General features: G+C 62.9%; 20 protein-coding genes. 11 read left to right on the top strand and 9 right to left on the bottom strand.

Features of this window, described 5'->3' with window-relative positions:
* Positions 1-18: 18 nt before the first annotated feature.
* The 7 genes from BM267_RS06685 to pilG all read right to left on the bottom strand — a co-directional run bounded on the left by BM267_RS06685 (position 19) and on the right by pilG (position 11,665).
* Positions 19-978, bottom strand: a complete 960-nt coding sequence (locus BM267_RS06685) for a chemotaxis protein CheB (RefSeq protein ID WP_036992023.1) — start codon at positions 976-978, stop codon at positions 19-21.
* Positions 971-7,216, bottom strand: coding sequence for a hybrid sensor histidine kinase/response regulator (locus tag BM267_RS06690; protein WP_036991379.1), 6,246 nt, complete (start codon positions 7,214-7,216; stop codon positions 971-973). Before BM267_RS06690 ends, BM267_RS06685 begins: the two co-directional genes overlap by 8 nt.
* Positions 7,217-7,218: 2 nt before the next feature.
* On the bottom strand, positions 7,219-8,100 hold the full coding sequence (locus BM267_RS06695) for a CheR family methyltransferase (RefSeq protein WP_036991382.1): 882 nt from the start codon (positions 8,098-8,100) through the stop codon (positions 7,219-7,221).
* Between the two features lie 53 nt (positions 8,101-8,153).
* Positions 8,154-10,190 carry a methyl-accepting chemotaxis protein gene (locus tag BM267_RS06700; protein ID WP_036991384.1) on the bottom strand — a complete coding sequence of 679 codons (2,037 nt, stop codon included), beginning with the start codon at positions 10,188-10,190 and terminating at the stop codon, positions 8,154-8,156.
* A gap of 80 nt (positions 10,191-10,270) precedes the next feature.
* Positions 10,271-10,807: a chemotaxis protein CheW gene (locus BM267_RS06705; RefSeq protein WP_036991387.1), complete on the bottom strand. Its 537-nt coding sequence runs from the start codon at positions 10,805-10,807 to the stop codon at positions 10,271-10,273.
* Between the two features lie 38 nt (positions 10,808-10,845).
* Positions 10,846-11,211 (bottom strand): twitching motility response regulator PilH, encoded by a 366-nt coding sequence (pilH, locus tag BM267_RS06710; protein WP_036991389.1) that lies wholly within the window; start codon positions 11,209-11,211, stop codon positions 10,846-10,848.
* 37 nt (positions 11,212-11,248) lie between these two features.
* Positions 11,249-11,665, bottom strand: coding sequence for a twitching motility response regulator PilG (gene pilG, locus BM267_RS06715; RefSeq protein WP_036992025.1), 417 nt, complete (start codon positions 11,663-11,665; stop codon positions 11,249-11,251).
* A 211-nt stretch (positions 11,666-11,876) separates the two neighbouring features.
* Between pilG and gshB the strand changes: the two genes are divergently transcribed.
* The 7 genes from gshB (at position 11,877) to BM267_RS06750 (ending at position 17,686) form a co-directional block, all read left to right on the top strand.
* Positions 11,877-12,839 carry a glutathione synthase gene (gshB, locus tag BM267_RS06720; protein ID WP_036991390.1) on the top strand — a complete coding sequence of 321 codons (963 nt, stop codon included), beginning with the start codon at positions 11,877-11,879 and terminating at the stop codon, positions 12,837-12,839.
* A gap of 63 nt (positions 12,840-12,902) precedes the next feature.
* Complete coding sequence (locus BM267_RS06725; RefSeq protein ID WP_036992026.1) at positions 12,903-13,808, top strand: energy transducer TonB; 906 nt, start codon at positions 12,903-12,905, stop codon at positions 13,806-13,808.
* 82 nt (positions 13,809-13,890) lie between these two features.
* On the top strand, positions 13,891-14,460 hold the full coding sequence (locus tag BM267_RS06730; RefSeq protein WP_036991392.1) for a YqgE/AlgH family protein: 570 nt from the start codon (positions 13,891-13,893) through the stop codon (positions 14,458-14,460).
* Positions 14,460-14,900 carry a Holliday junction resolvase RuvX gene (gene ruvX, locus BM267_RS06735; protein WP_036991393.1) on the top strand — a complete coding sequence of 147 codons (441 nt, stop codon included), beginning with the start codon at positions 14,460-14,462 and terminating at the stop codon, positions 14,898-14,900. Before BM267_RS06730 ends, ruvX begins: the two co-directional genes overlap by 1 nt.
* Complete coding sequence (gene pyrR / locus BM267_RS06740) at positions 14,897-15,409, top strand: bifunctional pyr operon transcriptional regulator/uracil phosphoribosyltransferase PyrR (protein WP_036991395.1); 513 nt, start codon at positions 14,897-14,899, stop codon at positions 15,407-15,409. The genes ruvX and pyrR overlap by 4 nt, the downstream gene beginning before the upstream one ends.
* A gap of 7 nt (positions 15,410-15,416) precedes the next feature.
* A complete protein-coding gene (locus BM267_RS06745; protein ID WP_036991396.1) occupies positions 15,417-16,412 on the top strand; it encodes an aspartate carbamoyltransferase catalytic subunit in 996 nt (331 codons plus the stop codon).
* A gap of 2 nt (positions 16,413-16,414) precedes the next feature.
* Complete coding sequence (locus BM267_RS06750) at positions 16,415-17,686, top strand: dihydroorotase (RefSeq protein ID WP_036991398.1); 1,272 nt, start codon at positions 16,415-16,417, stop codon at positions 17,684-17,686.
* Positions 17,687-17,704: 18 nt separating this feature from the next.
* Here the strand turns inward: BM267_RS06750 and BM267_RS06755 are convergent, their stop codons facing one another.
* Both BM267_RS06755 and BM267_RS06760 read right to left on the bottom strand, forming a co-directional pair.
* Positions 17,705-18,844, bottom strand: a complete 1,140-nt coding sequence (locus tag BM267_RS06755; protein WP_036991400.1) for a PilT/PilU family type 4a pilus ATPase — start codon at positions 18,842-18,844, stop codon at positions 17,705-17,707.
* 45 nt (positions 18,845-18,889) lie between these two features.
* On the bottom strand, positions 18,890-19,924 hold the full coding sequence (locus tag BM267_RS06760) for a type IV pilus twitching motility protein PilT (protein ID WP_036991401.1): 1,035 nt from the start codon (positions 19,922-19,924) through the stop codon (positions 18,890-18,892).
* Positions 19,925-20,002: 78 nt separating this feature from the next.
* On the opposite strand from BM267_RS06760, the gene BM267_RS06765 reads away from it, so the two are divergent.
* The 4 genes from BM267_RS06765 to metX are packed head-to-tail and all read left to right on the top strand — an operon-like array spanning position 20,003 to position 23,313.
* Positions 20,003-20,710 (top strand): YggS family pyridoxal phosphate-dependent enzyme, encoded by a 708-nt coding sequence (locus BM267_RS06765; protein WP_036991403.1) that lies wholly within the window; start codon positions 20,003-20,005, stop codon positions 20,708-20,710.
* The gene (gene proC, locus BM267_RS06770; protein WP_036991405.1) at positions 20,707-21,525 is read left to right on the top strand and encodes a pyrroline-5-carboxylate reductase; all 819 of its coding nucleotides are present in this window, start codon (positions 20,707-20,709) and stop codon (positions 21,523-21,525) included. Before BM267_RS06765 ends, proC begins: the two co-directional genes overlap by 4 nt.
* A gap of 9 nt (positions 21,526-21,534) precedes the next feature.
* A complete protein-coding gene (locus tag BM267_RS06775; RefSeq protein WP_074779180.1) occupies positions 21,535-22,125 on the top strand; it encodes a YggT family protein in 591 nt (196 codons plus the stop codon).
* Between the two features lie 45 nt (positions 22,126-22,170).
* Positions 22,171-23,313 carry a homoserine O-succinyltransferase MetX gene (gene metX, locus BM267_RS06780; RefSeq protein ID WP_074779178.1) on the top strand — a complete coding sequence of 381 codons (1,143 nt, stop codon included), beginning with the start codon at positions 22,171-22,173 and terminating at the stop codon, positions 23,311-23,313.
* Positions 23,314-23,315: the final 2 nt, after the last annotated feature.

Genomic DNA, 23,315 nt, shown 5'->3' on the forward strand with positions numbered 1-23,315 from the left:
CTCACTGCGCGCCGTGCCTCAGGCATCCGCCGCACGTTCCTGTTCTAGCCATTGTTGCAGGGCGGCGGCCAACTCGTCGGGCGAGCCATCGCGACTGCTGTAGCCGGCTGTTCGCACGGCCTGGGGCATGGTTGAGCAGGCGGCACTGGCCGCGCTCTGCGTCCAGACTTCCATCCCCTGCCGACGCAGCCGACCGCAGGCGGCCACGCCATCCTCACCCATACCGCTGAAAATGATCGCCCCGCAGTGCGGCGCGAAGGTTCTGGCCAGCTCATCGAGTAAGGTTTCTATCGCCGGCTGATAGGCGCCGGGCCAGGGCTGTTCCTGCAGTTGCACCTGGCCTTCTGCACCAAAATGCAGCATCCGGCCGATCGGCGCTACCAGCACCTCACCATGCTGCAACTGGCTACCTTCCGTGCAGTTGCGGATTCGCCAGGCATTCTGACGACCGAGTATATGGGGCAACTGCGACTCGAAGCCGGCGTCGATATGTTGCGCGTAAACAAAGGCCACCGGCGCCTGCGCCGGCAGCACATCCAGGAACTGCTTGACCGCTGCCGGGCCGCCCAGCGACGCACCCAGCAGCCATACGCAGCGACGGCTGACGGGCAGCGGCGTCGGCACCAGCCGTACCGGCGGTGCCTGCGGCGCGTCACCCAGCAGCGCGCTGAGTTTCTGTAACAGCCGGCGCTGCCAGCGGACATGATCCTCGTGTTCGGGCGGCGGTATCTCCCCCGAGCCAAGCAGCACCGGTACCGGGCTGGATTCCAGTAACCAATCCGCCAGTGCTGATTCGTCTGGCATATCCAGTAGCCACAGATCCGCCACCACCTCGGTCAGTTCGCTGAGCTGGACCCGCTCCGGCGCGGTGTCGAAGACCAGTTGGTAGCCGAAGCCCTGGACCGCCTGGCCCAACGTCCGGCGCCCACGCTCACTGCTGACCAGCAGCGCGATGGTGGGCGCCTGGGCGTCAGTCACGCAGCGCAACCAGGCTGTCGATAACCTCCAGCAGCTGGGTTTCCTGATAGGGCTTGCCGAGGTACTCGTTCACACCCAGGCTGCGCGCCCGTTCACGGTGCTTCTCGCCGGTACGCGAGGTGATCATGACAATCGGCAGGTCTTTCAGCCGCTCGTCATGGCGCACCAGTGTGGCCACTTCAAAACCGTCCATGCGCGGCATTTCGATATCCAGCAGCATGATGTCCGGTTGGATATCCTGCAGGCGCGCGATGGCGTCGACACCGTCCTTGGCGGTCACCACCTCCATGCCATGGCGCTCCAGCAGGCGGGTAGTCACCTTGCGTACGGTGATGGAGTCATCCACCACCATCACCAGCGTCGCACGGTGGGTCGGCGTCGCCCCCGCCGCGGCCCTTTCGGCAGCCAGTTGCTGCTGCGAAAGCAAGGCCTGCTGGGCACGGATCACCGCCAGCAGATCGAGAATCACCACGACCCGGCCATCACCGAGGATGGTCGCGCCGGAAATACCCGGCACGACCGCGAACTGCTTGCCGAGGCTTTTCACCACGATTTCCCGCGAACCGGCCAGGGCATCGACCTGCACCGCCACGCTGTGATCGGTACCGCGCACCAGAATCACCGGCAGCGGCAGGCTGTGCCCGCTCAGCCTGGGCTGCTGGCCGGTGACCAGCAGGTCGCCGAGATAACGCAGGTCATAGGACTTGCCGGCATAGTCGAAGGGCGGCGCATCCGGCGCATAGTAGGCTTCCAGCTCATAGCCGGACACCCGCACAATACCTTCGATGGTATTCAGCGGAATGGCATACAGGTCTTCACCGGAATACACCATCAGCGCCCGGTTCACCGACACGGTGAACGGCAGGCGGATATTGAAGCTGGTGCCCTGGCCGGGCTCGGTGGCCAGGGTCATGCTGCCACCCAGCTGCTTGATCTCGGCATTGACCACGTCCATGCCGACCCCACGCCCGGAAATCTGCGTGATCTGCTGAGCGGTACTGAAACCGGCCTCAAGGATAAACTGCAACACTTCCTGGTCGGTCAGTGCCGCATCGGCGTCCATCAGTCCACGCTCGATGGCCTTGTCCCGCACCGCCTGCAGATCGACACCGCGCCCGTCATCGCTGAGGCGGATGACGATCTCGCTGCCCTCGCGGTGTACATCCAGGGTGACACTACCTGCCTCTGGCTTGCCTTCGGCCACGCGTAGCGCCGGCAACTCGATACCATGGTCGACCGCATTGCGCAGCATGTGCTCCAGCGGCCCCATCATGCGCTCGAGCACGCTGCGGTCCATCTCCCCTTCAGCGCTGCCCACCGCCAGATTGACCTGCTTGCCCAACTCCGAAGATACCTGGCGCACCACCCGACGCAGGCGTGGCAACAACCGCTCGAAGGGCACCATGCGGGTGCGCATGAGACCTTCCTGCAGTTCGGTATTGACCCGCGCCTGCTGCAGCAGCAGGGTTTCCGCATCGCGGCTGCGGGTGGCCAGGGTTTCCTTCAGGTCGAGCATGTCCGAGGCCGACTCGAATAGCGAACGCGACAACTGCTGCAGTTGGGAATAGCGGTCCATCTCCAGCGGGTCGAAGTCCTCGTAACCCTGCTCGATCTCTTCCTGGTGGCGTGACAGGATCTGCGCCTGGGTCTCCATGTCCAACCGGCGCAGCTGATCACGTACCCGCTCGATGGTGCTTTCCATGTCGCTCAGGGTCTGGCTGATGTCGCTGACCTGTTGCTCGACGCGGCCGCGGAAAATGGACGTTTCACCGGCCAGGTTGACCAGATCCTCCAGCAGCCCGGCGGGTACCTTGATGGTTTCCTGTACCGCGCCACGGCTGTTGGTCTGCGCGGATTCCCGGGTGCCTTCCATTGCCTGTTGCAACAGCGCCCGGACCTCGGCCAATGACCGCTCCGGCGAGACCGACAGCGGCGCCGGTGCCGGCATAATGGGCGTGACCCACTCGCCGGCATCCTGATGTCCATCGGCCAACTGCTCAATCATCGTCTGCAGCTCGGCCAGCATTGCGCTCAGCTCGTCGGCCGGCGCCAGGGTAGCCTGCTGCAGCGCGGTTTCCAGCTGGCGCGCCTGCTCCGCCACAGCGGTGCGACCGGCCAGACGGGCACTGCCCTTGAGCGTCTGGATGCGGTGCAACAGCTCATCAGCTGCTGCCGGTTCGGCGTCGCGGCGCGCCAGCAGATCAGCGCATGGCTGCAGCAACTCCAGCGCCTCTTCGATGAACATGCCGAGCATGCCTGCTTCCGCCGAGGGGGTAGCGGGCTGCGGTGGTGTTGCGTCGGCCACCGGGGCATCAGCCACGTCAGCCCACTGCGGCGGTTGATCCGGCTGGGCACGGAAATCGCGAATCGCCCGGACCAACCGCATGCCGTCACTGATTGGCCGCCCCGCCACTACGCCTTCGACCATGTCGGTCAAGCTGTCCTGGCAGGCCAGCAACAGCTCCGGCAAGCCGTCGATCAGGCTGAAGCGCTGCGCTACCAAGCCTTCATAGACAAATTCCAGCTCGTGGGCGAGATCACCCACCGGGCGGATTTCAGCCATCCGCGCGCCACCCTTGAGCGTATGCAGATCCCGCAACAGGGCATGCAGGGGGGCTTCGTTATCGGGTTCAGCCAGCCAGAACTGCAGGCTGGCTGCGGATGTATCCAGAATTTCCTGGGCTTCATCGAGGAAGATGTCCACCAATTCAGCGTCGGTACCGGCGTCCGCCGGATGCCAGGTGTCTGCTGCACCCTGGGCGATACTGCCGTCGAGCGCGGACACTTCGTCCATGCTGGGCGGGCTGATCTGGAACAGCGCCTGCAAGGCTGCCAGCTCATCAGCAGCCGGCTGCACATGCTGGTGCGCCGCTACCTGGTCCATCATGCCGATCAACCGATCATGGCCGCTGGCCAGACATGCCGCCACCTCGGCGGTGAAGGGCAGGCGCTGACCAATCAGCGCTTCGTGGACATCTTCCAGGCCCTGACAAAGCTCGTCGATCGCCGGCAATTCGACTTCCACCGCGACCTCGGCCAATGCCCGCAGAGCACGGGCCAGGCCGGTATGGTCGATGGCGGCAACCGGCGGCCAATGCGCCAGTTCATCCACCGCATCCAGCAGCAAGTCGACGCCCTCGGTGAGGAAGATCGACAACAGACTGGCATCGGATGGCCCATCCAGATCGGCCCGGCTGTTGTCGCGTCGCTCCATGCCATCGCGGTAGATGGCGTCCAGCCGCTGCAGGAAGGCATCGGTGCCAGTAACCGGTTCGACCGAGGCGGCATCCGCCCGGTCCAGCCAGGCTTCGAGCATATTCACCGCGTCGCGCAGCAGCTCGATCACCGCCTGGTCGGCCGGAATCAAGTTGCCCTTGAAATCCTTGGTCAGTTTTTCCAGTGGCGTCGCCAGCACCGCGATCGGCTGGATACCGGCCATGTGCGCGCTGCCCTTGAGAGTATGCAGCGCACGTTGCAGGCTGTCGCTGAGCGGACACGGCAGTTGCTGTTCGCTCTTGTCGAGGAAGCCGTTGATCTGCTCGATATGGGCCTGGGTCTCGGCGCGGAAGATCTTCAGCAGTAGCGGGTCCAGCTCTGCCGTATCTGCCAGCTCACTAGTCGGCTGGTCGACCTCCGGCTCAATGGTGATTGGCCCATCAGTCGGTTCGCTCGGTTCAGCATCCACCGAATAATCAGAGCCAGACGGCTCCAGCAGCGCTGCCATATCCGCAGGCTCGACGTCGGCTTGTTCGACCTCGGCCTGGACATCAGTTGCCAGCTCGGCTGCGATTGTTTCAGATTCGAATTCCGCCTCGATTTCAGCAACTGGTTCGGCAGCCCAGTCTTCTGCCGGCTCGCCTGATTCTGTCGGCGACGACGGAGCGACGTCATCAATGTCATCCAGCGCGGTCAGCTCCAGCTCCTCTATCGGCGGGAGGGCATCCATCGACTCGGCGGCCTCGGCCGGCTCCAGCTCTGCATCGGTAGACAGGATCTCCCGTTCGGCAGTCGGCAGACTGCAGGATTCGGTCTGGTCTTCCAGTACGGGCAGCGGTTCGCCACGAGACAGGGCATCAGCCTGTGCCGCCAACTGCTCGACCTCCGGCAGGGTACGCTGATGGCCAGCGGCAAAATCATCCAGCAGGGTGGGGATCAGCGCGCGTACCGCATTGACCACCGTGAATACCGCCGGGCTGGCCTCGACGTTGCCATCGATGACCCGGTTGAGCATATTCTCGACCGACCAGGCCAGCTCGGCCAGGATCCCGGCACGCACCATACGACCGCTACCCTTGAGGGTATGGAAGCCGCGCCGCACCTCGGTGCGGGCCGCCTTGTCCTGCGTGTCCGCCTGCCAGGCGGGCAGGTACTCATCGAAGCTGTCGAGCACTTCGCCGACTTCCTCGATGAAAATCTCCATGAGCTCGGGGTCCAGCTCATCATCGTCTTCGGACGCCGCCACGGCTGGCGTAACAGGTACGACCGGGGCAACGGGCTCGGGCGGCGTTTCCGCTGCGCAGTCCAGCGCCGCCAGTTGCTCCGGGCCATAACCGAGCGATGCCAGGCGCTCCTCGGCGACTGCAAGAATGCTATCGCCGCGGTCGGCATTATCCTCAGCCACCCGCTCCAGGTAGTAGTCGATGCTGGTAATGACATCGGCCAGCGCATCCAGCGCTTCCCAGTCGGGCACCTTGCGCTCGCGCACTAACTGCTGGCTCAGGTACAGCCGGCAGGCGGCAACCGCGCCGGCGGCACGCTCCAGGGGCAACATGGCCAGTCCGCCGCGCACACTGTTGAGCAGGTCATCCACCGGCTCCAGCTGGGCATGATCCCACTGCCCGGCGATAAAGGCATTGATCGCATCTCGGGTCTGTTCCAGCGCATTGCGCGCCTCCAGCACCACCTGTTGCTGCACCAGGAACATGTCCTGGGCGCCGGCCAGTTGCCGGCTCTGGCGATCATCTTCCTCGGGCTCGGTCGGGGTGCGATCCATGGCGAAGATGCCATGCAGGCTGGCTTCCACATAGAGCACGCCGCCGGCCACTTCCATCAATTGCGCATCACTCGGTGCGGTATCGGCGCGGCTCAGGATCTCGACCCGCTCGACCTGCTCCTGTAGCACGCGCCGCGGCTGGCCAAGGCCCAGCACCGCCAGGGTGTCGGCAATACGTTTCATCGCCGGCAACAACTCTTCGAGCAGTTGGGGCGCGCGCTCGGTACTGCGCACGAACAGATCCAGACGCTCCTTGACCTGCAACAGCTCCTCATCCAGCGCCTGGGCAACCGAATGCATGGTGCCGCGGTCCGGCCCGACCATGCGGTTGTCGCTGGCTGCTGCCTGATCATCTTCGCGCCACAGCGACTGCAACTGGTATTGCTGTCTCAGCGCAGTCAGTCGTGGGCTGTCGCCGTTACTCTTGGCCACATAGAACAGCAGGTTGCGCAGCAATTCCGGAGCTGGCGCGCGGTCGGCGATGCTGGCGGTATCGTCCAGCAGTTGACGCAGCTCGCGGTCAGCCTGGCGCAGGAGCTGGCGGATAGCGGCGCCATTGTCGATCGAACCCGTCTCCAGCCCTTCCGCCACGCCAGCGAAAATACTCCACAGCTCGGCGAAACCGGTGCCTTGGAAAAGGTTCTCCAGACGGCCGAAGACCCGAACCAGTTGGTGGGCGCTGGCCGGTACGTTCTGTTCACGGATGATTGCCGCATGGGCGATCTGCATGGCCTGGCGCAGCTTGCGCAACTGCAGGGTCACCTGCTCGCTGGTGAAATCGACCTGCTGGGCTGCCCCGGCTGATCTGCCCGCGGCGAGGTCGGGGCTGAACAGGGCGTTTTCCGACAACAGCTTTTCGCCCCGCGCGGTGCGCATGTCGTTGAGCAGCGGCAGCAACAGCAGCGGCAGGTCACGCCGACCACTCTGCACCCGGTCGAGGTAGGCTGGCATCTGCAGGATCGCCTGCATCAGCACTTCCAGCGCCTCGTTTTCCCGATGGCTGGTGCCATGCATCAGCGCCTGAGCAAGCTTTTCCATCTCCTCGGCCAGCAGGGCTGCGCCGTAGAATTCCACCATCTGCAAGGTGCCATGAACCTGGTGGATATAGGTCAGGCAAAAACGCAGGCGCGTCGTATCCTCGGGGTTATCTACAAAGGCTTCCAGGGCCTGACGCGCTTGATTCAGCGTCTCGGAAATTTCGCCTTTGACCCAGTCGAGGGCGACATAATCATGCCGATCACCCATAGTCACTCCAGACATTCCATGCTGTTCCGCCGCCGGTAAGCCTGTACCCGCTCATCGGGTACGCGCTCCAGCAGGGGATTATTCCAGTCCATTATTTCACCCGGCCCGATCACCAGCATGCCGCCCGGCGCCAACCGCGTTGCCAGCTGGTTGAGCAGGTCTCGACGGCGCCAGCGCCGGAAGTAGATGAGCAAGTTCTGGCAGAAAATGATATCCAGGTCCCGGATCGGGGCCTGGGCCAGTTCCAGGATGTTCAGTCGAGTGAAGCACACTCGGTCACGCAGCGCCGGCGTCACTCGATACTGTCCATCCTGCAGTTGTTCAAACCATTGCCCGCGTTCGGCATCGGTCAGGCCGCCCAATCGGCGGGCCGAATAGCAACCGGCGCGGGCTTGATCCAGCGCGTGCTGGCTGATATCCGTTGCCCACACACCGTAGTCGCGCCGTTCATGACCGTTCGCCGCCAGGCTCTGCTCCATGATGATAGCCAGAGAATAGGCTTCCTCGCCGCTGGCGCAACCGACACTCCAGAACTGCGCAGGCCGCTGATCATCCGCTGCCCGGCGCTGGTCGAGAAACCGTGCCACGCAGTCGAAGGATGCGCGGTGGCGCATGAAGCTGGTCTCACGTACGGTCAGCCATTCGACCAGAGCCGACCATTCCAGTGCCCCACTGATGCCCCGGGTGACGTGGTCGTAATAGGCCTGATAGTCGCGGATGCCCAGTTCACGCATGCGCGCACCGAGACTGGTCTGCAGATACGCCCGGCGCTGCTCGCTGACGCAAACGCCGGTACGCGTCTCCAGCAAAGCCTGCCACTGGCGGAACTGCGCTCCATCCATGTCTGGCAACTGCTCCAATGACCAGTGTGGCGTTGTCTGCACTGTGCGACTCCCGCTGTGCCATTATCCGCGGCGGCCGCAGCCGCCGCTTGCCCTCAGGCCTGCTCGGGCAAGGTGAAACCATCCACCGACTGCCGCATGCTTTCGGCCAACTGGGCCAGTTCGCCAATGCTGCGGGCGGTGGCGGTAGTACCTGCCGAGGTCTGCGAGGTGATCTCCTGGATGACGTTCATCGTGTTGGAGATGTGGCCCGCCGAGGAAGCCTGCTGTCGGGCGGCGTTGGAGATGTTCTGGATCAGTGCCGCCAGACTGGTGGATACCTTCTCGATCTCCTCCAGAGCGACACCGGCATCCTGGGTCAAACGCGCACCACTGACCACTTCGGCGGTGGTCTGCTCCATGGAGATAACCGCTTCGTTGGTATCGGTCTGAATGGTCTTCACCAGCGCTTCGATCTGCTTGGTAGCACCCGAGGAGCGTTCCGCCAGGCGCTGCACTTCGTCGGCTACCACCGCGAAGCCACGTCCGGCATCCCCGGCCATGGAAGCCTGGATCGCCGCGTTCAAGGCCAGAATGTTGGTCTGGTCGGCGATGTCGTTGATCAGGCTGACGATGTCACCGATTTCCTGGGACGATTCACCCAGGCGCTTGATTCGCTTGGAGGTGTCCTGGATCTGCTCACGGATGATATCCATACCGGAAATGGTGCTCTGCACCACTTCGTTGCCCTTGTTGGCAATGGCTACCGAGCGCTCCGCTACCGCCGCCGATTCTGCAGCGTTGGCCGATACCTGGTCGATGGATACCGCCATCTCGTTGACCGCCGCCGAGGCACCGGCTATTTCCTGAGCCTGGTGTTCAGAGGCTTCGGCCAGGTGCATCGCCGTGCCCTGGGTTTCCTGGGCCGCCATGGCCACCTGGGAGGCCGTGTGGTTGATGGTTTCCACCAGCGCGCGAAGCTGGTCAATGGAGAAGTTGATGGAGTCAGCGATAGCCCCGGTGAAATCTTCGGTTACCGTCGCCTCGGCGGTCAGGTCACCATCGGCCAGGTCAGCGATCTCGTCGAGCAGACGCAGAATCGCCGCCTGGTTACGCTCGTTGGTGGCCGCGGTTTCGGCCAGGCGCTGGCGGGTCTCGCGGGTCATCTGCACACCGATCAGCAGAATACTACCCAACGCGACGATGGCCAGCAGGTAACCCAGCAGGGTGTTCAACCAACGGGAATCACTGCGCTGCTCAAAGCCGGCGGACAGATCCGACACGTTATCCAGCAGTACCTGGGAATCGGTGAAGATATCGTTCGCGGCGGTACGTACCTGATACAGCTCAGGAGAAGTAAGCAGGATCTGATCCACCGAATCCGAAACGAAACTGAACAGGTCGGCAATTTCGGTGAGTCGGCTCACGGCATCAGGATCGGTTACCCGACTGATGTCCATGATCTCGTTGCCCTCCAGCATGCCCTGCAGGACGCGACCGAACAGGCTGGCGTCACGGCCAAAACTGTCCGCTGCCAGTACCGCATCGGCGTCACCGGTCAGTACCCGGTTCACCGAGCCGAGAATACGTTCGGCAAGCAGCGACTGACGCTGGGCGATGGAGACCTGCGCGGGGGACGCGCCGCTTTCGATCAGCACATCCACGACGTCTTCATATTCGATCTGCAGCTGCGGCACCGTGTCGGACAATGTCGCGGCTACCTCATGCAGCGACAGAACCGTGTTCTGGCTGTTGAGGATGGCGTCGGCGTTGTTCTTCACCTTGTCCCAGTCGGCCTGGGCCCGTGCCAGCGGTTCCTGCAAGGATGAGGGCGTCGGCGGCAGGCCGGTTTCCTCGCGCCCGTCGGTCAGATAACTCCAGCGCTCCTCGAAGTCGTTGCGCGCCTCCAGCAGCAGGCCGAAGGCCTCCGGCGTACCGGTGGCCGCTTCGGTCGCTGATTTGGAGATCTGCTGGGACAGTACCCGCAGCTCGCCGGAGTGACCGATGTATTCCGTATCGTATGAACTCTGGACGTTCAGATACAGGAAGTTGATGAACAGCAGGATCAATGACAGGATCAGCGCGGCAAACAGGCCACTGATCGTCCGATTGCTGCGCAAGGTCGACAGTATATTGGTATCAAGCTTTTTCATTTTCTGGCCCCTACCTGGCCTACCGCGTGCTTCTTAGAGTCCTGAATTGCATGCCGGGAACCGGCACGCCCCTCCCACGATCAGATCGCCACATCGAGAAACGCCTGGTCGCGCGCCAATGCTCGGAAATTGAATATCAGCGATACCTGCTCCCCGGTATAGGCGCCCACCACAAAGGGCCGGAGCTCCTCAGCGAGGGCCGGCACCGTGGTGGTAAAGCTGCTTACTGGAAAATGCTGCATGCCGAACAATTCATCGACCAACAGGCCGACAAACAGCTCGTCGCGGTCGAGTACCAGCACCCGGCGTTGTTTACGCGGGATGTTGGACGACGCGCCGAGAAAGTGACTCAGGTCGATGATCGGCAACAGCCGACCGCGCACGTTGGCTACGCCCCGCACCCAGGACTTGACCCGGGGCAGCGCGGTGTAGCGCGGCTCATGAAGGATCTCGCTGACCTCGCCCATGGCCGCGACCATCGGCTGGCCGGCCAGTCGGAAGCCGATGCCACTCCAGGTTTCGGCCACCGCCTGCTGCGCCGGCAAGCCGGCAGCCTGCCGACGGCAATGGGCCGCCAGCTGCAGCAGAAGATCGAAAGGATGTGTTGTGTCTGACATACCGTCCCTGTTGTCATGTGCCGTGCCGCGCGGCGTCGTCAGGCCTCGAGTACTGCCTTCAACGTCTGCACCAAGGTGGCTTCCTCCACCGGCTTGGTTAGATAGTCCCTGGCGCCCTGGCGCTTGCCCCAGACCCGGTCGGTTTCCTGATCCTTGGTGGTCACGATGATCACTGGAATACCAGTGGTCTCCGGATCCTTGGTCAGTTGACGGGTGGCCTGGAAGCCGTTGAGGCCGGGCATGACGATGTCCATCAATACCGCATCGGGTTTCTCCTGACGGGCCAGCGCTACGCCATCGGCGCCGTTTTCCGCCTTGAGTACCTCGAAGCCGTGTTTCTCCAACATGCCGGTGAGCTTGTACAACTCGGTCGGCGAATCGTCCACTACTAGAATGCGAGCCATTTATCCCCCTGGATAGTCAAATTGGGCCGTCGAGAGCTCAGGCCCCCGCGGATCCGGCCACTTTGGTTTCCGACTGCGGAACGTGGGCCCGGATGGCGCCCAGCAGTTCTTCCTTGCTGAATGGCTTGGTCAGATATTGATCGGAGCCGACGATACGCCCCTTGGCCTTGTCAAACAGCCCGTCCTTGCTGGACAGCATGATCACCGGGGTGGAGCGGAACGCCGAATTGTTCTTGATCAACGCGCAGGTCTGATAGCCATCAAGACGGGGCATCATGATGTCGACAAAGATGATATCGGGGTGATTGTCAGCGATCTTGGCCAGGGCATCAAAGCCGTCAACAGCGGTAATGACGTTACATCCAACCTTTTTCAGCAGCGTTTCCGCAGTGCGCCGAATGGTCTTGCTGTCATCAATCACCATGACTTTCAGGCTCTCGAAATTTTCATCCATAAACACAGCCCTTGTATAAACGTCGGTCAACTGCAAGGTGGTCTGGTTCCCGGCGGAGACCGGCCAATTCCATTTGCGGCTACTTTTAACATAGATTTCCCGGGCAATCCATAAACCCTTCTCGAAGATGAGACATGCGGTGACTTTCATCGCTGCCGGAGCAAAGGGTACACTGCGGCTACTTCCCCATCATGACAGCGACCCTCCAAACATGAGCATCGACATTGGCATCGTCATGGATCCGATCAGCGCGATCCATTACAAGAAGGACAGTTCCCTGGCCATGCTTCTGGCCGCCCAGCAGCGTGGCTGGAACTTGCATTATATGGAGCCCCAGGATCTGTATCTGCAGGATGGCCAGGCCATGGGCTGCAGCCGTCCACTGGAGGTCTTCGCTGATCCGCAGCACTGGTATCAGCTCGGTGATATGCGTCAGGCACCATTGGCCGAACTCGACGTGATCCTGATGCGCAAGGATCCGCCTTTCGATAATGAGTTCCTCTATGCCACGCATATCCTTGAGGCCGCTGAACGGGCCGGCGTGCTGGTGGTGAACCGCCCCGCCAGCCTGCGCGACTGCAACGAGAAACTGTTCGCCACCCAGTTCCCGCAATGCTGCCCGCCCAATACCGTATCGCGTCGGGCCGATGTGCTGCGTGCCTTCATCATCGAGCACAAGGATGTCATCCTCAAGCCGCTGGACGGCATGGGGGGCTCGATGATCTTCCGCGTGCGTCAGGACGACCCCAACATCAGCGTCATCATCGAGACGCTGACCGAGCATGGGCAGCAGCAGATCATGGCCCAGCGCTACCTGCCGGAAATCAAGGATGGCGACAAGCGCATCCTGATGCTCAATGGCGAACCGGTACCTTATTGTCTGGCGCGCATTCCCCAGGCCGGCGAGACCCGCGGCAACCTGGCCGCCGGCGGCCGTGGCGAAGCCCGTCCGCTGAGCGACCGGGACCGCTGGATCGCCGCCGAAGTCGGTCCCGAATTGCGCCGTCGCGGGCTGCTGTTCGTCGGCCTGGATGTGATCGGTGATTACCTTACGGAAATCAACGTGACCAGCCCCACCTGCATCCGCGAAATCGATGCAGCCTACGATACGGATATCGGCGGCAAGTTGATGGACATCATCGACCAGCAGCTCGAAGCGCGGCGCAGTGCGTAGACTTTTTCTCATCACCGGGGCAGACTGCGCAGCAGTATGCCCCCTCGTCAGGCTATGGATAGCATGAACACAGCAGCGATGCCGCCTTCAACCACTCGACCGGCTGCCCAGCCGGCCATCGAGCCCCGAGACCGTCTCGGCTTCACCCTGTTCCTGGCGGCCGTGTTGCACGCGCTGATCGTCCTCGGCATCACCTTCGACCTGCCCGACCCGAGCAAACTGTCCCGCACGCTGGAAATTACCCTGGCCAGTCAGCCGAGCGAGACCACGCCAGAGGATGCCGATTACCTGGCGCAATTCGATCAGGAAGGCAGCGGCACGCTGGATGACAAGGCCGCACCCAGCACACCGGAAGAAGCGGTATTCCAGGACAGCGAGATCAATCAGGTATCACCAGCCGAACCAGCCGCGCCGCCCCCTGCGCCCAGCGCGCCGGAGAAAGTCGTGACCACCACCGCGCCCGCACCGGACAAGGCCGTGCGCACGCCTCCCAAACCCGATCCGGTGGAGGCGCCGCAGACCATGCAGCGCTTCGACATGTCCCGCCTGTCGGAGGAAATCAGCAGTCTCGAAGCGCAGCTGGCCGAAGAGCGCCAGCTGTATGCCAAGCGGCCACGGGTGCACCGGATCAATGCGGCTTCCACCATGCGCGACAAGGGCGCCTATTACAAGGATGCCTGGCGCCGCAAGGTAGAGCGTATCGGCAACCAGAATTACCCCGCCGAAGCCCGCAGCCAGGGCATCTATGGCAACCTGCGGCTGCTGGTGGCGATCAATCGTGACGGCTCGTTGCGAGATGTGCAGATTCTCGAATCATCCGGCCATGCGGTGCTGGACAATGCCGCCATGCGCATCGTCCGGCTGGCCGCCCCTTACGCCCCCTTCACCGGCGAGCTGATGGACGTCGACGTACTGGAGATCATCCGCACCTGGCGCTTCGAACCGGGCGACCGGATTTCCAGTTTCTGAACCAGCGGGACGGGCATGATGCGTACAACTTCACCGCGTCATGCTCTTGCCCTTCCCGCCCGCGCGCCCAATACTATGGCGCATGACCCAGACCTTACCTACCTATCTCAAACATCACTTCCTGATCGCCATGCCGCACATGGACGACCCGCGTTTCGCTCACACCGTGATCTACCTGTGCGAGCACAACGAGGACGGCGCCATGGGCCTGGTGATCAACCAGCCCAGCGGCCTGAATCTCGGTGATGTGCTGGAGCAGACCGCACCTGAGCTGAGCGTGCCCCGGACCGTCAGCGATCGGGTGGTGTTCAACGGCGGCCCGGTACAATCCGAGCGCGGCTTCGTATTGCATCGCGGCCCACAGCAATGGGAGTCGAGCCTGGATCTCGGCCCGCTGCAGCTGACCACCTCGCGGGATATCCTCCTGGACATGAGCAGCGGCAGCGGCCCCGAGGATATCTTCGTCGCCCTGGGCTATACCGGCTGGGAAGCCGGCCAGCTGGACCAGGAACTGGCCGACAACGTCTGGCTGAGCTGCCCCGCCGATTACCAGATTCTCTTCGAGCTGGCAGCCGAGCAGCGCCTGGATGCTGCCGCTCGCCATCTGGGGATCGATCTCAGCCTGCTCACCAGTCAGGCAGGGCACGCCTGATGGGGGCGTCCCTGCAACGTGTGCTCGGTTTCGACTACGGCACCCGCCAGATCGGCGTCGCGGTCGGCCAGACTCTCACCGGCCATGCCAACCCACTCAAGGAACTGCGCGCCCGCGATGGCATTCCCGACTGGGACCAGATCGGCACGCTGCTCAAGGAGTGGCAACCCGATGCACTGATCGTCGGCCTGCCGCTGAACATGGACGGCAGCCCCAGCGAGATGAGCGCCCGTGCGGAGAAATTTGCCCGCCGCCTGCATGGCCGCTTCCAGCTGCCGGTGCACTGCGTGGACGAGCGCCTGTCCACCTTCGAAGCCAAACAAACCCTGCGGGACAGCGGACGCGGTGCACCGGCCAGCTACCGGGACAACCCGGTCGACAGCCTGGCCGCCGCCCTATTACTGGAAACCTGGCTGGCAGGCCAAAAGGAGAAAGAATGACTGCATTGCCTGACGTCGGCCCATTGCTGCAACGCATGGGACAGGAATTGACCGCCTGGCTGGACCGCACCCAGCGAACCGACCCCGCCATTGTCGGCATCCATACCGGTGGCGTCTGGATCGCGGAGCAGTTGCGCGATCAATGGTTGCCGAACGCGCCCCTGGGCACGCTGGATATCGCCTTCTATCGGGATGATTTCGCCCAGATCGGCCTGCAACAGGGTGTACGCCCCTCGGAACTGCCGTTCAGCGTGGATGATCGCCATCTGGTGCTGGTGGACGACGTGCTGATGACCGGCCGCACCATCCGCGCCGCGCTCAACGAACTGTTCGATTATGGCCGGCCGGCATCCGTGACGCTGGTCACACTAGTGGATATAGAAGCGCGCCAGTTGCCGATCCGCGCCGACATCCTCGGTGCCAGCCTGGCCCTGCCGCCTGGGCAGCGGGTAAAATTAGCCGGCCCGGACCCACTGCACCTGACCCTGATCAACGTCGCCCAGCCATGAGAGCCCAATGAGCCTGAAATCCAGCCAACTGCAACTCAACCAACAGGGCCAGCTGCGCCATTTCCTCGGCATCGACGGCCTGTCCCGCGAACTGCTGACCGAGATCCTGGACACCGCCGACTCCTTCCTCGAAGTCGGCGAGCGCGCCATCAAGAAGGTACCGCTGCTGCGTGGCAAGACCGTGTGCAACGTGTTCTTCGAGAACTCCACGCGCACCCGCAGCACCTTCGAGCTGGCCGCCAAGCGGCTGTCCGCCGACGTGCTCAACCTCGACGTGCAGACCTCCTCCACCAGCAAGGGTGAAACCCTGTACGACACCCTGCGCAACCTGGAGGCCATGGCCGCTGACATGTTCGTGGTGCGTCACGGTGATTCCGGCGCCGCCCACTTCATTGCTCGCAACGTCTGCCCGGATGTCGCCATCATCAATGCCGGCGATGGCAACCATGCCCACCCGACCCAGGCGATGCTCGATATGTTGACCATCCGCCGGCACCGGGCCGGGTTCGAGCAACTGTCGGTGGCCATCGTCGGCGATATCCTGCATTCGCGGGTGGCCCGCTCGAACATGGAAGCGCTGCGCATTCTCGGCTGCCCGGATATCCGCATCATTGCCCCGCGCACCTTGTTGCCGGTGGGCATCGAGCAATACGGCGTGCGGGTGTTCAACGACCTGCGCGTCGGCCTGCGCGATGTGGATGTGGTGATAATGCTGCGCCTGCAGAAGGAACGCATGCAAAGCGGGTTGCTGCCCAGCGAAGGCGAGTTCTACCGCCAGTACGGCCTGACCAGCGACAGCCTGGCGCTGGCCAAGCCCGACGCCCTGGTCATGCACCCCGGCCCGATCAACCGCGGCGTGGAAATCGAATCGGCGGTGGCCGACGGCCCGCAGTCAGTAATCCTCAACCAGGTGACCTACGGCATCGCCGTGCGTATGGCGGTCATGTCCATGGCCATGGCTGGACAGACCACCCAGCGCCAGTCCAGTCAGGGAGGGCAGTGAACATGCGTATCACCATTCAAGGCGCGCGGGTCATCGACCCGGCCAGCCAGTTCGACGCCATCACCGACCTGCATATCGATGCCGGTCAGATCAGCGCTCTGGGCCAGACGCCCGAAGGCTTTGTCGCTGCGCAGACCATCGATGCCCGCGGCCTGATCGCCTGCCCCGGCCTGGTGGACCTGAATGTCAGCCTGCGCGAGCCGGGCTTCGGTCGCAAAGGCAGTATTGCCAGCGAGACCCGCGCCGCTGCAGTCGGTGGCGTGACCAGCCTGTGCTGCCCACCCAACAGCCGCCCGGTACTGGATACCCCGGCCGTGGCCGAGCTCATTCTGGATCGCAGCGAGCGCGCCGCCCAGACCCGCGTATTCCCGATCGGCGCCCTGACCAAGGGACTGGACGGCGAGCATCTGAGCGAACTGGTGGCCCTGCGTGACGCCGGCTGCGTGGCCTTTACCCAGGGCCTGGCACCGATGAAAAGCAATCGCATCCTGCGCCGGGGGCTGGAATACGCCGCCGGCTTCGACCTGCCGGTCATCTTCACGCCGCTGGATCCGTCACTGGCCGAGGGCGGTGTCGCCCATGAAGGCCCGACGGCCGCCCGCCTGGGCCTGATCGGGATTCCGGAAAGCGCAGAAACCGTGGCCCTGGCGCGGGATCTGCTGCTGATCGAGCAGACCGGCGTCCGTGCCCATTTCAGTGGCCTGAGCAGCGCCCGCGCCATCGACATGCTGGCCGATGCCCAGGCCCGCGGCCTGCCGGTGACCGCGGACGTGGCCATGTATCAGCTGCTGTTGTGTGATGAAGATCTGGACGGCTATTCCAGTCTGCTGCATGTGATGCCGCCGCTGCGCAGCAGCGCGGACCGGCGCGCCCTGCGCCAGGCGGTGCAGAGCGGCGTGATCCAGGCCATCGCCTCGCACCACCAGCCCCACGAGTCGGAAGCCAAACGGGTACCCTTCGCCGCCTCGGCGCCAGGCATCAGCAGCGTGGAAATCCTGCTGCCACTGGCCTTGACCCTGGTCGCGGATGGTTTACTGGAGTTGCCGGCCCTGCTGGCGCGGCTGACCTGCGGGCCCGCGGGCATCTTCGGCCTGTCGGCCGGGCAGCTCACCGAAGGTGCCAGTGCCGACATCACGCTGTTCAACCCGGCGGTAACCAGCGAAATCGGCCAGCACTGGTTGTCCAAAGGTACCAACTGCCCCTTTATTGGCCAGAGTGCACCGGGGGCAGTCACCCACACCCTGTGCCAGGGGCGGCTGGTGTATCAGGCCTGAGTACAATAACCGGCGGTGTCAGTACCGCCGGTTATCATCCGAGTCTTCCAGTGCCAGGCCGTCTACCGCCTTGCCCATCAGATGCTTGCCATCGGTCTCCGAGCCCAGCTTGATCAGCAGCCGCAGGTCGTTGGCCGAATCGGCGTGGGCCAGCGCATCTTCGTAGGTGATCTCGCCTTGGCTGTACAGTTTGTACAGCGCCTGGTCGAAGGTCTGCATACCCACTTCGTTGGAACGCGCCATCAGCGGCTTGAGCTCATGCACTTCGCCCTTGCGAATCATGTCGGCAGCCAATGGGGTGTTGAGCAACACCTCGATGGCGGCACGGCGACCCTTGCCATCCGGCGTCGGGATCAGCTGCTGGGCGACGATGGCCTTGAGATTGAGTGACAGGTCCATCCACACCTGCTGATGCATCTCGGTGGGGAAGAAGTGGATGATGCGGTCCAGCGCCTGGTTGGCGTTGTTCGCATGCAGCGTGGCCAGACATAGGTGGCCGGTTTCGGCAAAGGCCACCGCATGGTCCATGGTTTCGCGGGTCCGCACCTCACCGATCAGGATCACATCCGGCGCCTGGCGCAGGGTATTCTTCAGCGCCACCTCAAAGGAATCGGTATCGATGCCCACTTCCCGCTGGGTGACGATGCAATTCTGATGCTGGTGAATGAATTCGATCGGGTCTTCGATGGAGATGATGTGTCCGCTGGAGTTCTTGTTGCGATAGCCGATCATCGATGCCAGCGAAGTGGATTTACCGGTACCGGTGGCGCCGACGAAGATCACCAGGCCGCGCTTGGTCATCGACAGCTGCTTGAGGATCTCCGGCAGCCGCAGCTCTTCCATGGTTGGGATATTGACCTCGATCCGGCGCAGCACCATGCCCACCAGGTTGCGCTGGTAGAAGGCACTGACCCGAAAGCGACCGACACCCCGGGCGCTGATCGCAAAGTTGCATTCCTTGTTCTCGGCGAATTCCCGGCGCTGAGCCTCGGACATCACCCCCAGCACGGTTTCCCGGGTCTGTTCCGGTGACAATACAGTCTTGGTCACCGGCAGGATCTTGCCGTGCACTTTCATGCTCGGCGCCACACCAGCGGTGATGAACAGGTCGGAAGCGCCCTTCTCGACCATCAGTCGCAGCAGTTTTTCAAACTCCATAATGCCCTCGTCTCGGGGCGCATCCCGCACCCGCCATTCTGTCTGTCAGAGGCTTTCGCCCGCCTTGGCTTTCTCGCGCGCAGCTTCCCGGGTAACCAAACCGCGGGATACCAGGTTCTTCAGGCACATATCCAGCGTCTGCATGCCGATATTGCCGCCGGTCTGGATCGCCGAATACATCTGCGCCACCTTGTCCTCGCGGATCAGGTTGCGGATCGCCGGGGTGCCGATCATGATTTCGTGGGCTGCCACCCGACCGCCGCCGATCTTCTTCAGCAGGGTCTGGGAGATCACCGCCTGCAATGATTCGGAGAGCATCGAGCGGACCATGGCCTTTTCCTCGCCGGGGAACACGTCGACCACCCGGTCGATGGTCTTGGCCGCCGAGGTGGTGTGCAGGGTGCCGAATACCAGGTGACCGGTCTCAGCCGCCGTCAGCGCCAGGCGTATGGTTTCCAGGTCACGCATCTCACCCACCAGGATGATGTCGGGGTCTTCGCGCAGGGCCGAGCGCAGGGCTTCGGAGAAACCGTGGGTATCGCGGTGCACCTCGCGCTGGTTGACCAGGCACTTCTTTGATTCGTGGACGAATTCGATCGGGTCTTCGATAGTGAGAATGTGCTGGTACTTGTTGCAGTTCAGATGATCGATCATCGCCGCCAGGGTGGTGGACTTGCCCGAGCCGGTCGGTCCGGTGACCAGCACCAGCCCGCGAGGCACATCGGAGATCTTCTTGAACACGTCGCCCATCCCCAGCTCTTCCATGGTCAGCACCTTGGAGGGAATGGTCCGGAACACCGCGCCGGCGCCGCGATTCTGGTTGAAGGCGTTAACCCGGAAGCGAGCCACGCCGGGCACTTCGAAGGAGAAGTCGGTTTCGAGAAATTCCTCGAAATCCTTGCGCTGGCGATCATTCATGATGTCGTAGATCAGCGCATGAACCTGCTTGTGTTCCAGTGCCGGCACGTTGATCCGACGCACATCGCCATCCACTCGAATCATGGGCGGCAATCCGGCCGACAGGTGTAAGTCCGACGCGCCCTGTTTGGCGCTGAAGGCTAACAGCTCGGTTATATCCATAGGGTTCCCCATTGCAGCCTGCAAGCATGTAGAATGGCGGGCAGGTCAATTCCATTGGCAAGGTAAATAACGTCCGTAATGTCCACGATAGCAGACAATATTGCAAACGTTCGTGAACGCATTTCGCGTGCAGCGCACACTATTGAGCGCGACCCGCAGAGCATTACCCTGATGGCCGTGAGCAAGACCCGACCAGCCAGCGCAATTCGCGATGCCTGGGCTGCCGGACTGACCCATATCGGTGAAAACTACCTGCAGGAAGCCCTCGACAAGATCGACCAGTTACAGGACCTGCCGCTGGTCTGGCATTTCATAGGCCCCATCCAGTCGAACAAGACCCGCGCCATCGCCGAACATTTCGACTGGGTGCACAGTGTCGACCGGCTGAAAATCGCCCAGCGGCTGTCAGAGCAGCGCCCGGCACAGTTGCCGCCGCTGAATATCTGCCTGCAGATCAACATCAGTGGCGAGGCCAGCAAATCCGGCGTCACCCTGGCCGAGCTGCCGCAGTTGGCCAATGCCGTTGCGGCGCTACCGAATCTGCAGCTGCGCGGACTGATGGCCATCCCCGCCCCGGCCAGTGATAGCGCCGGGCGGCGCGCGCCGTTGCAGGCTCTGCGTGAAACCATGGCCAGCCTGGACCTGCCGCTGGATACCCTGTCGATGGGTATGAGCGACGACCTCACCGAAGCGGTGCAGGAAGGCGCCACCATTGTCCGCATCGGCAGCGCCCTGTTCGGTGCCCGCGACTATTCCACTCCCCTTTCGAAGGATGATTTCAGATGACCGCTCCGACCATCGGATTCATTGGCGCTGGCAATATGGCCACCAGCCTGATCGGCGGTATGCTGCAGCAGAGCTTCAAGCCCGGCCAGATCCTGGCCAGCGACCGCAATGCCGAGCAGTTGGACAAGCTCAGCCGCCAGTTCGGCATCCAGACCTCAACCGATAACGATCAGTTGGCCCGCGATTGCGATGTGCTGGTGCTGGCGGTCAAGCCGCAGATCATGCAGGCGGTCTGCCGGGCACTGCCGAGCCAGCGCAAGCCTGGCCAGCTGGTGATCTCGATTGCTGCCGGTATCGCCTGCCGCAGTCTGGCCGAATGGCTGGGCGCCGACACCGCCATCATTCGCTGCATGCCCAACACCCCGTCCCTGCGCGGCCAGGGTGTCAGCGGTCTGTTCGCCTCGGCTGCGGTGTCCGCCGAACAGAAACAACTGACCGAGAAGATCATGAACGCGGTGGGCATCAGCCTGTGGCTGGACCAGGAAGAGCAAATCGATGCGGTCACCGCGGTCTCCGGTAGCGGCCCGGCGTACTTCTTCTATCTGATGGAAGCCATGACCAATGCCGGCGAACAGCTCGGGCTGCCCCGCGACATCGCCGAACGCCTGACCCTGTTCACCGCCCTGGGCGCCGCCGACATGGCCGTGCACAGCGATGTGGATACCGCCGAACTGCGCCGCCGCGTCTGCTCGCCCAACGGCACTACCGAGCAGGCCATCAACAGCTTCAGCCGGGATGACCTGCCCGGCATGGTAGCCCGTGCGATGCAGGCAGCCGCTGCACGCTCCGCCGAACTATCAAAAGAATTCGCCTGAGGAGACATCATGACCGGAATGAACATGGCTGCCATTTATATAGTGCAGACGCTCGGCAGCCTGTATCTGCTGATCGTACTGCTGCGCTTCATCTTGCAGCTGGTGCGCGCCGACTTCTATAACCCCCTCTCGCAGTTCATCGTGCGCGCCACCCAACCGATACTGCGCCCGCTGCGGCGCGTGATTCCGGGCTTCGCCGGGATCGACTTCGCCTCCCTGGTACTGGCGCTGATCGTGCAACTGGTGGTGATGGCGATCATCATCAAGCTGATGGGTTATGCCCTGCCGGCCATATTGCAGCTGCTGGTCTGGTCGCTGGTAGGCATCACCGCACTGTTCCTGAAGATCTTCTTCTTCGCCCTGATCATCAGCGTGATACTGTCCTGGGTCGCACCGCACAGCCATAACCCTGCCGCAGTGCTGGTGTACCAGCTGTGCGAGCCGGTGCTGGCACCGATCCGCCGGTTCCTGCCGTCCCTGGGCGGGCTGGACCTGTCGCCGATCTTCGCTTTCATCGCGCTGAATCTGCTGGATATGCTGGTAGTAACCAACATGGCCATGGCCACGGGTATGCCACGAGGGCTCACGCTGGCGCTCTGAGTTCAGCGCTACCAGCTCCACTGATACAGGAAAGTAGAAACACCCATGTCCAGATTCCCTGCTGATTCCGTCGGCCTGGTTTCGCCGCAGCGCCATATCTCTACCGAGCCCCTGGCGCTGGCGTGCGGACGGAGCCTGCCGCAGTACGAGCTGGTCTACGAGACCTATGGCCAGCTGAATGCCAGCCGCAGCAATGCGGTGTTGATTTGCCATGCGCTGTCCGGGCATCACCATGCTGCCGGTTATCACAGCGAAGATGACCGCAAGCCGGGTTGGTGGGACGCCTGCATCGGCCCCGGCAAGGCCATCGATACCAACCGCTTTTTTGTCGTCAGCCTGAACAACCTGGGCGGCTGCCATGGCTCCACCGGCCCGTCCAGTATTGATCCCGAGACCGGCAAGACCTATGGCGGGCGGTTCCCGATGATCGTGGTCGAGGATTGGGTCAACAGCCAGGCGCGCCTGGCCGATCATCTCGGGGTCCAGTGCTGGGCCGCGGTGGTGGGCGGCAGTCTTGGTGGCATGCAGGCGCTGCAGTGGGCTATCCACTACCCTGACCGGCTGCGCCATTGCGTGGCCATTGCCACCGCCTCCAAGCTGTCGGCGCAGAATATCGCCTTCAATGAAGTAGCGCGGCAGGCGATCATCACCGATCCGGATTTCCATGGTGGCGATTATGCTGCCTTCGGCGTGATCCCCAAGCGCGGCCTCGGCCTGGCGCGGATGGTCGGGCATATCACCTACCTGTCCGATGATGCCATGGGGCAGAAATTCGGCCGCGAACTGCGCAGCGAGCGGCTGAATTACGATATCAGCAGCGTCGAGTTCCAGGTCGAGAGCTATCTGCGCTATCAGGGCCAGGAGTTCTCCGAGCGCTTCGACGCCAACACCTATCTGCTGATGACCAAGGCGCTGGACTATTACGACCCGGCTCGTGCCCATGGCGATGATCTGGCCAAGGCGCTGGCGCCAGTCACCGCTCGCAGCCTGGTGATTTCCTTCAGCACCGACTGGCGTTTCGCCCCGGCGCGCTCGCGGGAGCTGGCCAACGCACTGCTGGCCGCCCGCAAGGACGTCAGCTATCTGGAAATCGACGCCGCCCAGGGCCATGATGCCTTCCTGCTACCGATTCCCCGTTATATCCAGGCATTGAGCAGCTATATGAACCGTATCGAGGTGGACGCATGACC

Source organism: Halopseudomonas bauzanensis (assembly GCF_900114735.1).
In the GTDB taxonomy this organism is placed as follows: Bacteria; Pseudomonadota; Gammaproteobacteria; order Pseudomonadales; family Pseudomonadaceae; genus Halopseudomonas; species Halopseudomonas bauzanensis.

Bases quoted from the DNA above. Each gene is read 5' to 3' on its own strand.
- BM267_RS06690 (WP_036991379.1), bottom strand. From the start codon at position 7,216: ATGGGTGATCGGCATGATTATGTCGCCCTCGACTGGGTCAAAGGCGAA.
- BM267_RS06700 (WP_036991384.1), bottom strand. From the start codon at position 10,190: ATGAAAAAGCTTGATACCAATATACTGTCGACCTTGCGCAGCAATCGG.
- BM267_RS06705 (WP_036991387.1), bottom strand. From the start codon at position 10,807: ATGTCAGACACAACACATCCTTTCGATCTTCTGCTGCAGCTGGCGGCC.
- pilH (WP_036991389.1), bottom strand. From the start codon at position 11,211: ATGGCTCGCATTCTAGTAGTGGACGATTCGCCGACCGAGTTGTACAAG.
- pilG (WP_036992025.1), bottom strand. From the start codon at position 11,665: ATGGATGAAAATTTCGAGAGCCTGAAAGTCATGGTGATTGATGACAGC.
- gshB (WP_036991390.1), top strand. From the start codon at position 11,877: ATGAGCATCGACATTGGCATCGTCATGGATCCGATCAGCGCGATCCAT.
- BM267_RS06725 (WP_036992026.1), top strand. From the start codon at position 12,903: ATGAACACAGCAGCGATGCCGCCTTCAACCACTCGACCGGCTGCCCAG.
- BM267_RS06730 (WP_036991392.1), top strand. From the start codon at position 13,891: ATGACCCAGACCTTACCTACCTATCTCAAACATCACTTCCTGATCGCC.
- ruvX (WP_036991393.1), top strand. From the start codon at position 14,460: ATGGGGGCGTCCCTGCAACGTGTGCTCGGTTTCGACTACGGCACCCGC.
- pyrR (WP_036991395.1), top strand. From the start codon at position 14,897: ATGACTGCATTGCCTGACGTCGGCCCATTGCTGCAACGCATGGGACAG.
- BM267_RS06745 (WP_036991396.1), top strand. From the start codon at position 15,417: ATGAGCCTGAAATCCAGCCAACTGCAACTCAACCAACAGGGCCAGCTG.
- BM267_RS06750 (WP_036991398.1), top strand. From the start codon at position 16,415: ATGCGTATCACCATTCAAGGCGCGCGGGTCATCGACCCGGCCAGCCAG.
- BM267_RS06755 (WP_036991400.1), bottom strand. From the start codon at position 18,844: ATGGAGTTTGAAAAACTGCTGCGACTGATGGTCGAGAAGGGCGCTTCC.
- BM267_RS06760 (WP_036991401.1), bottom strand. From the start codon at position 19,924: ATGGATATAACCGAGCTGTTAGCCTTCAGCGCCAAACAGGGCGCGTCG.
- BM267_RS06765 (WP_036991403.1), top strand. From the start codon at position 20,003: ATGTCCACGATAGCAGACAATATTGCAAACGTTCGTGAACGCATTTCG.
- proC (WP_036991405.1), top strand. From the start codon at position 20,707: ATGACCGCTCCGACCATCGGATTCATTGGCGCTGGCAATATGGCCACC.
- BM267_RS06775 (WP_074779180.1), top strand. From the start codon at position 21,535: ATGACCGGAATGAACATGGCTGCCATTTATATAGTGCAGACGCTCGGC.
- metX (WP_074779178.1), top strand. From the start codon at position 22,171: ATGTCCAGATTCCCTGCTGATTCCGTCGGCCTGGTTTCGCCGCAGCGC.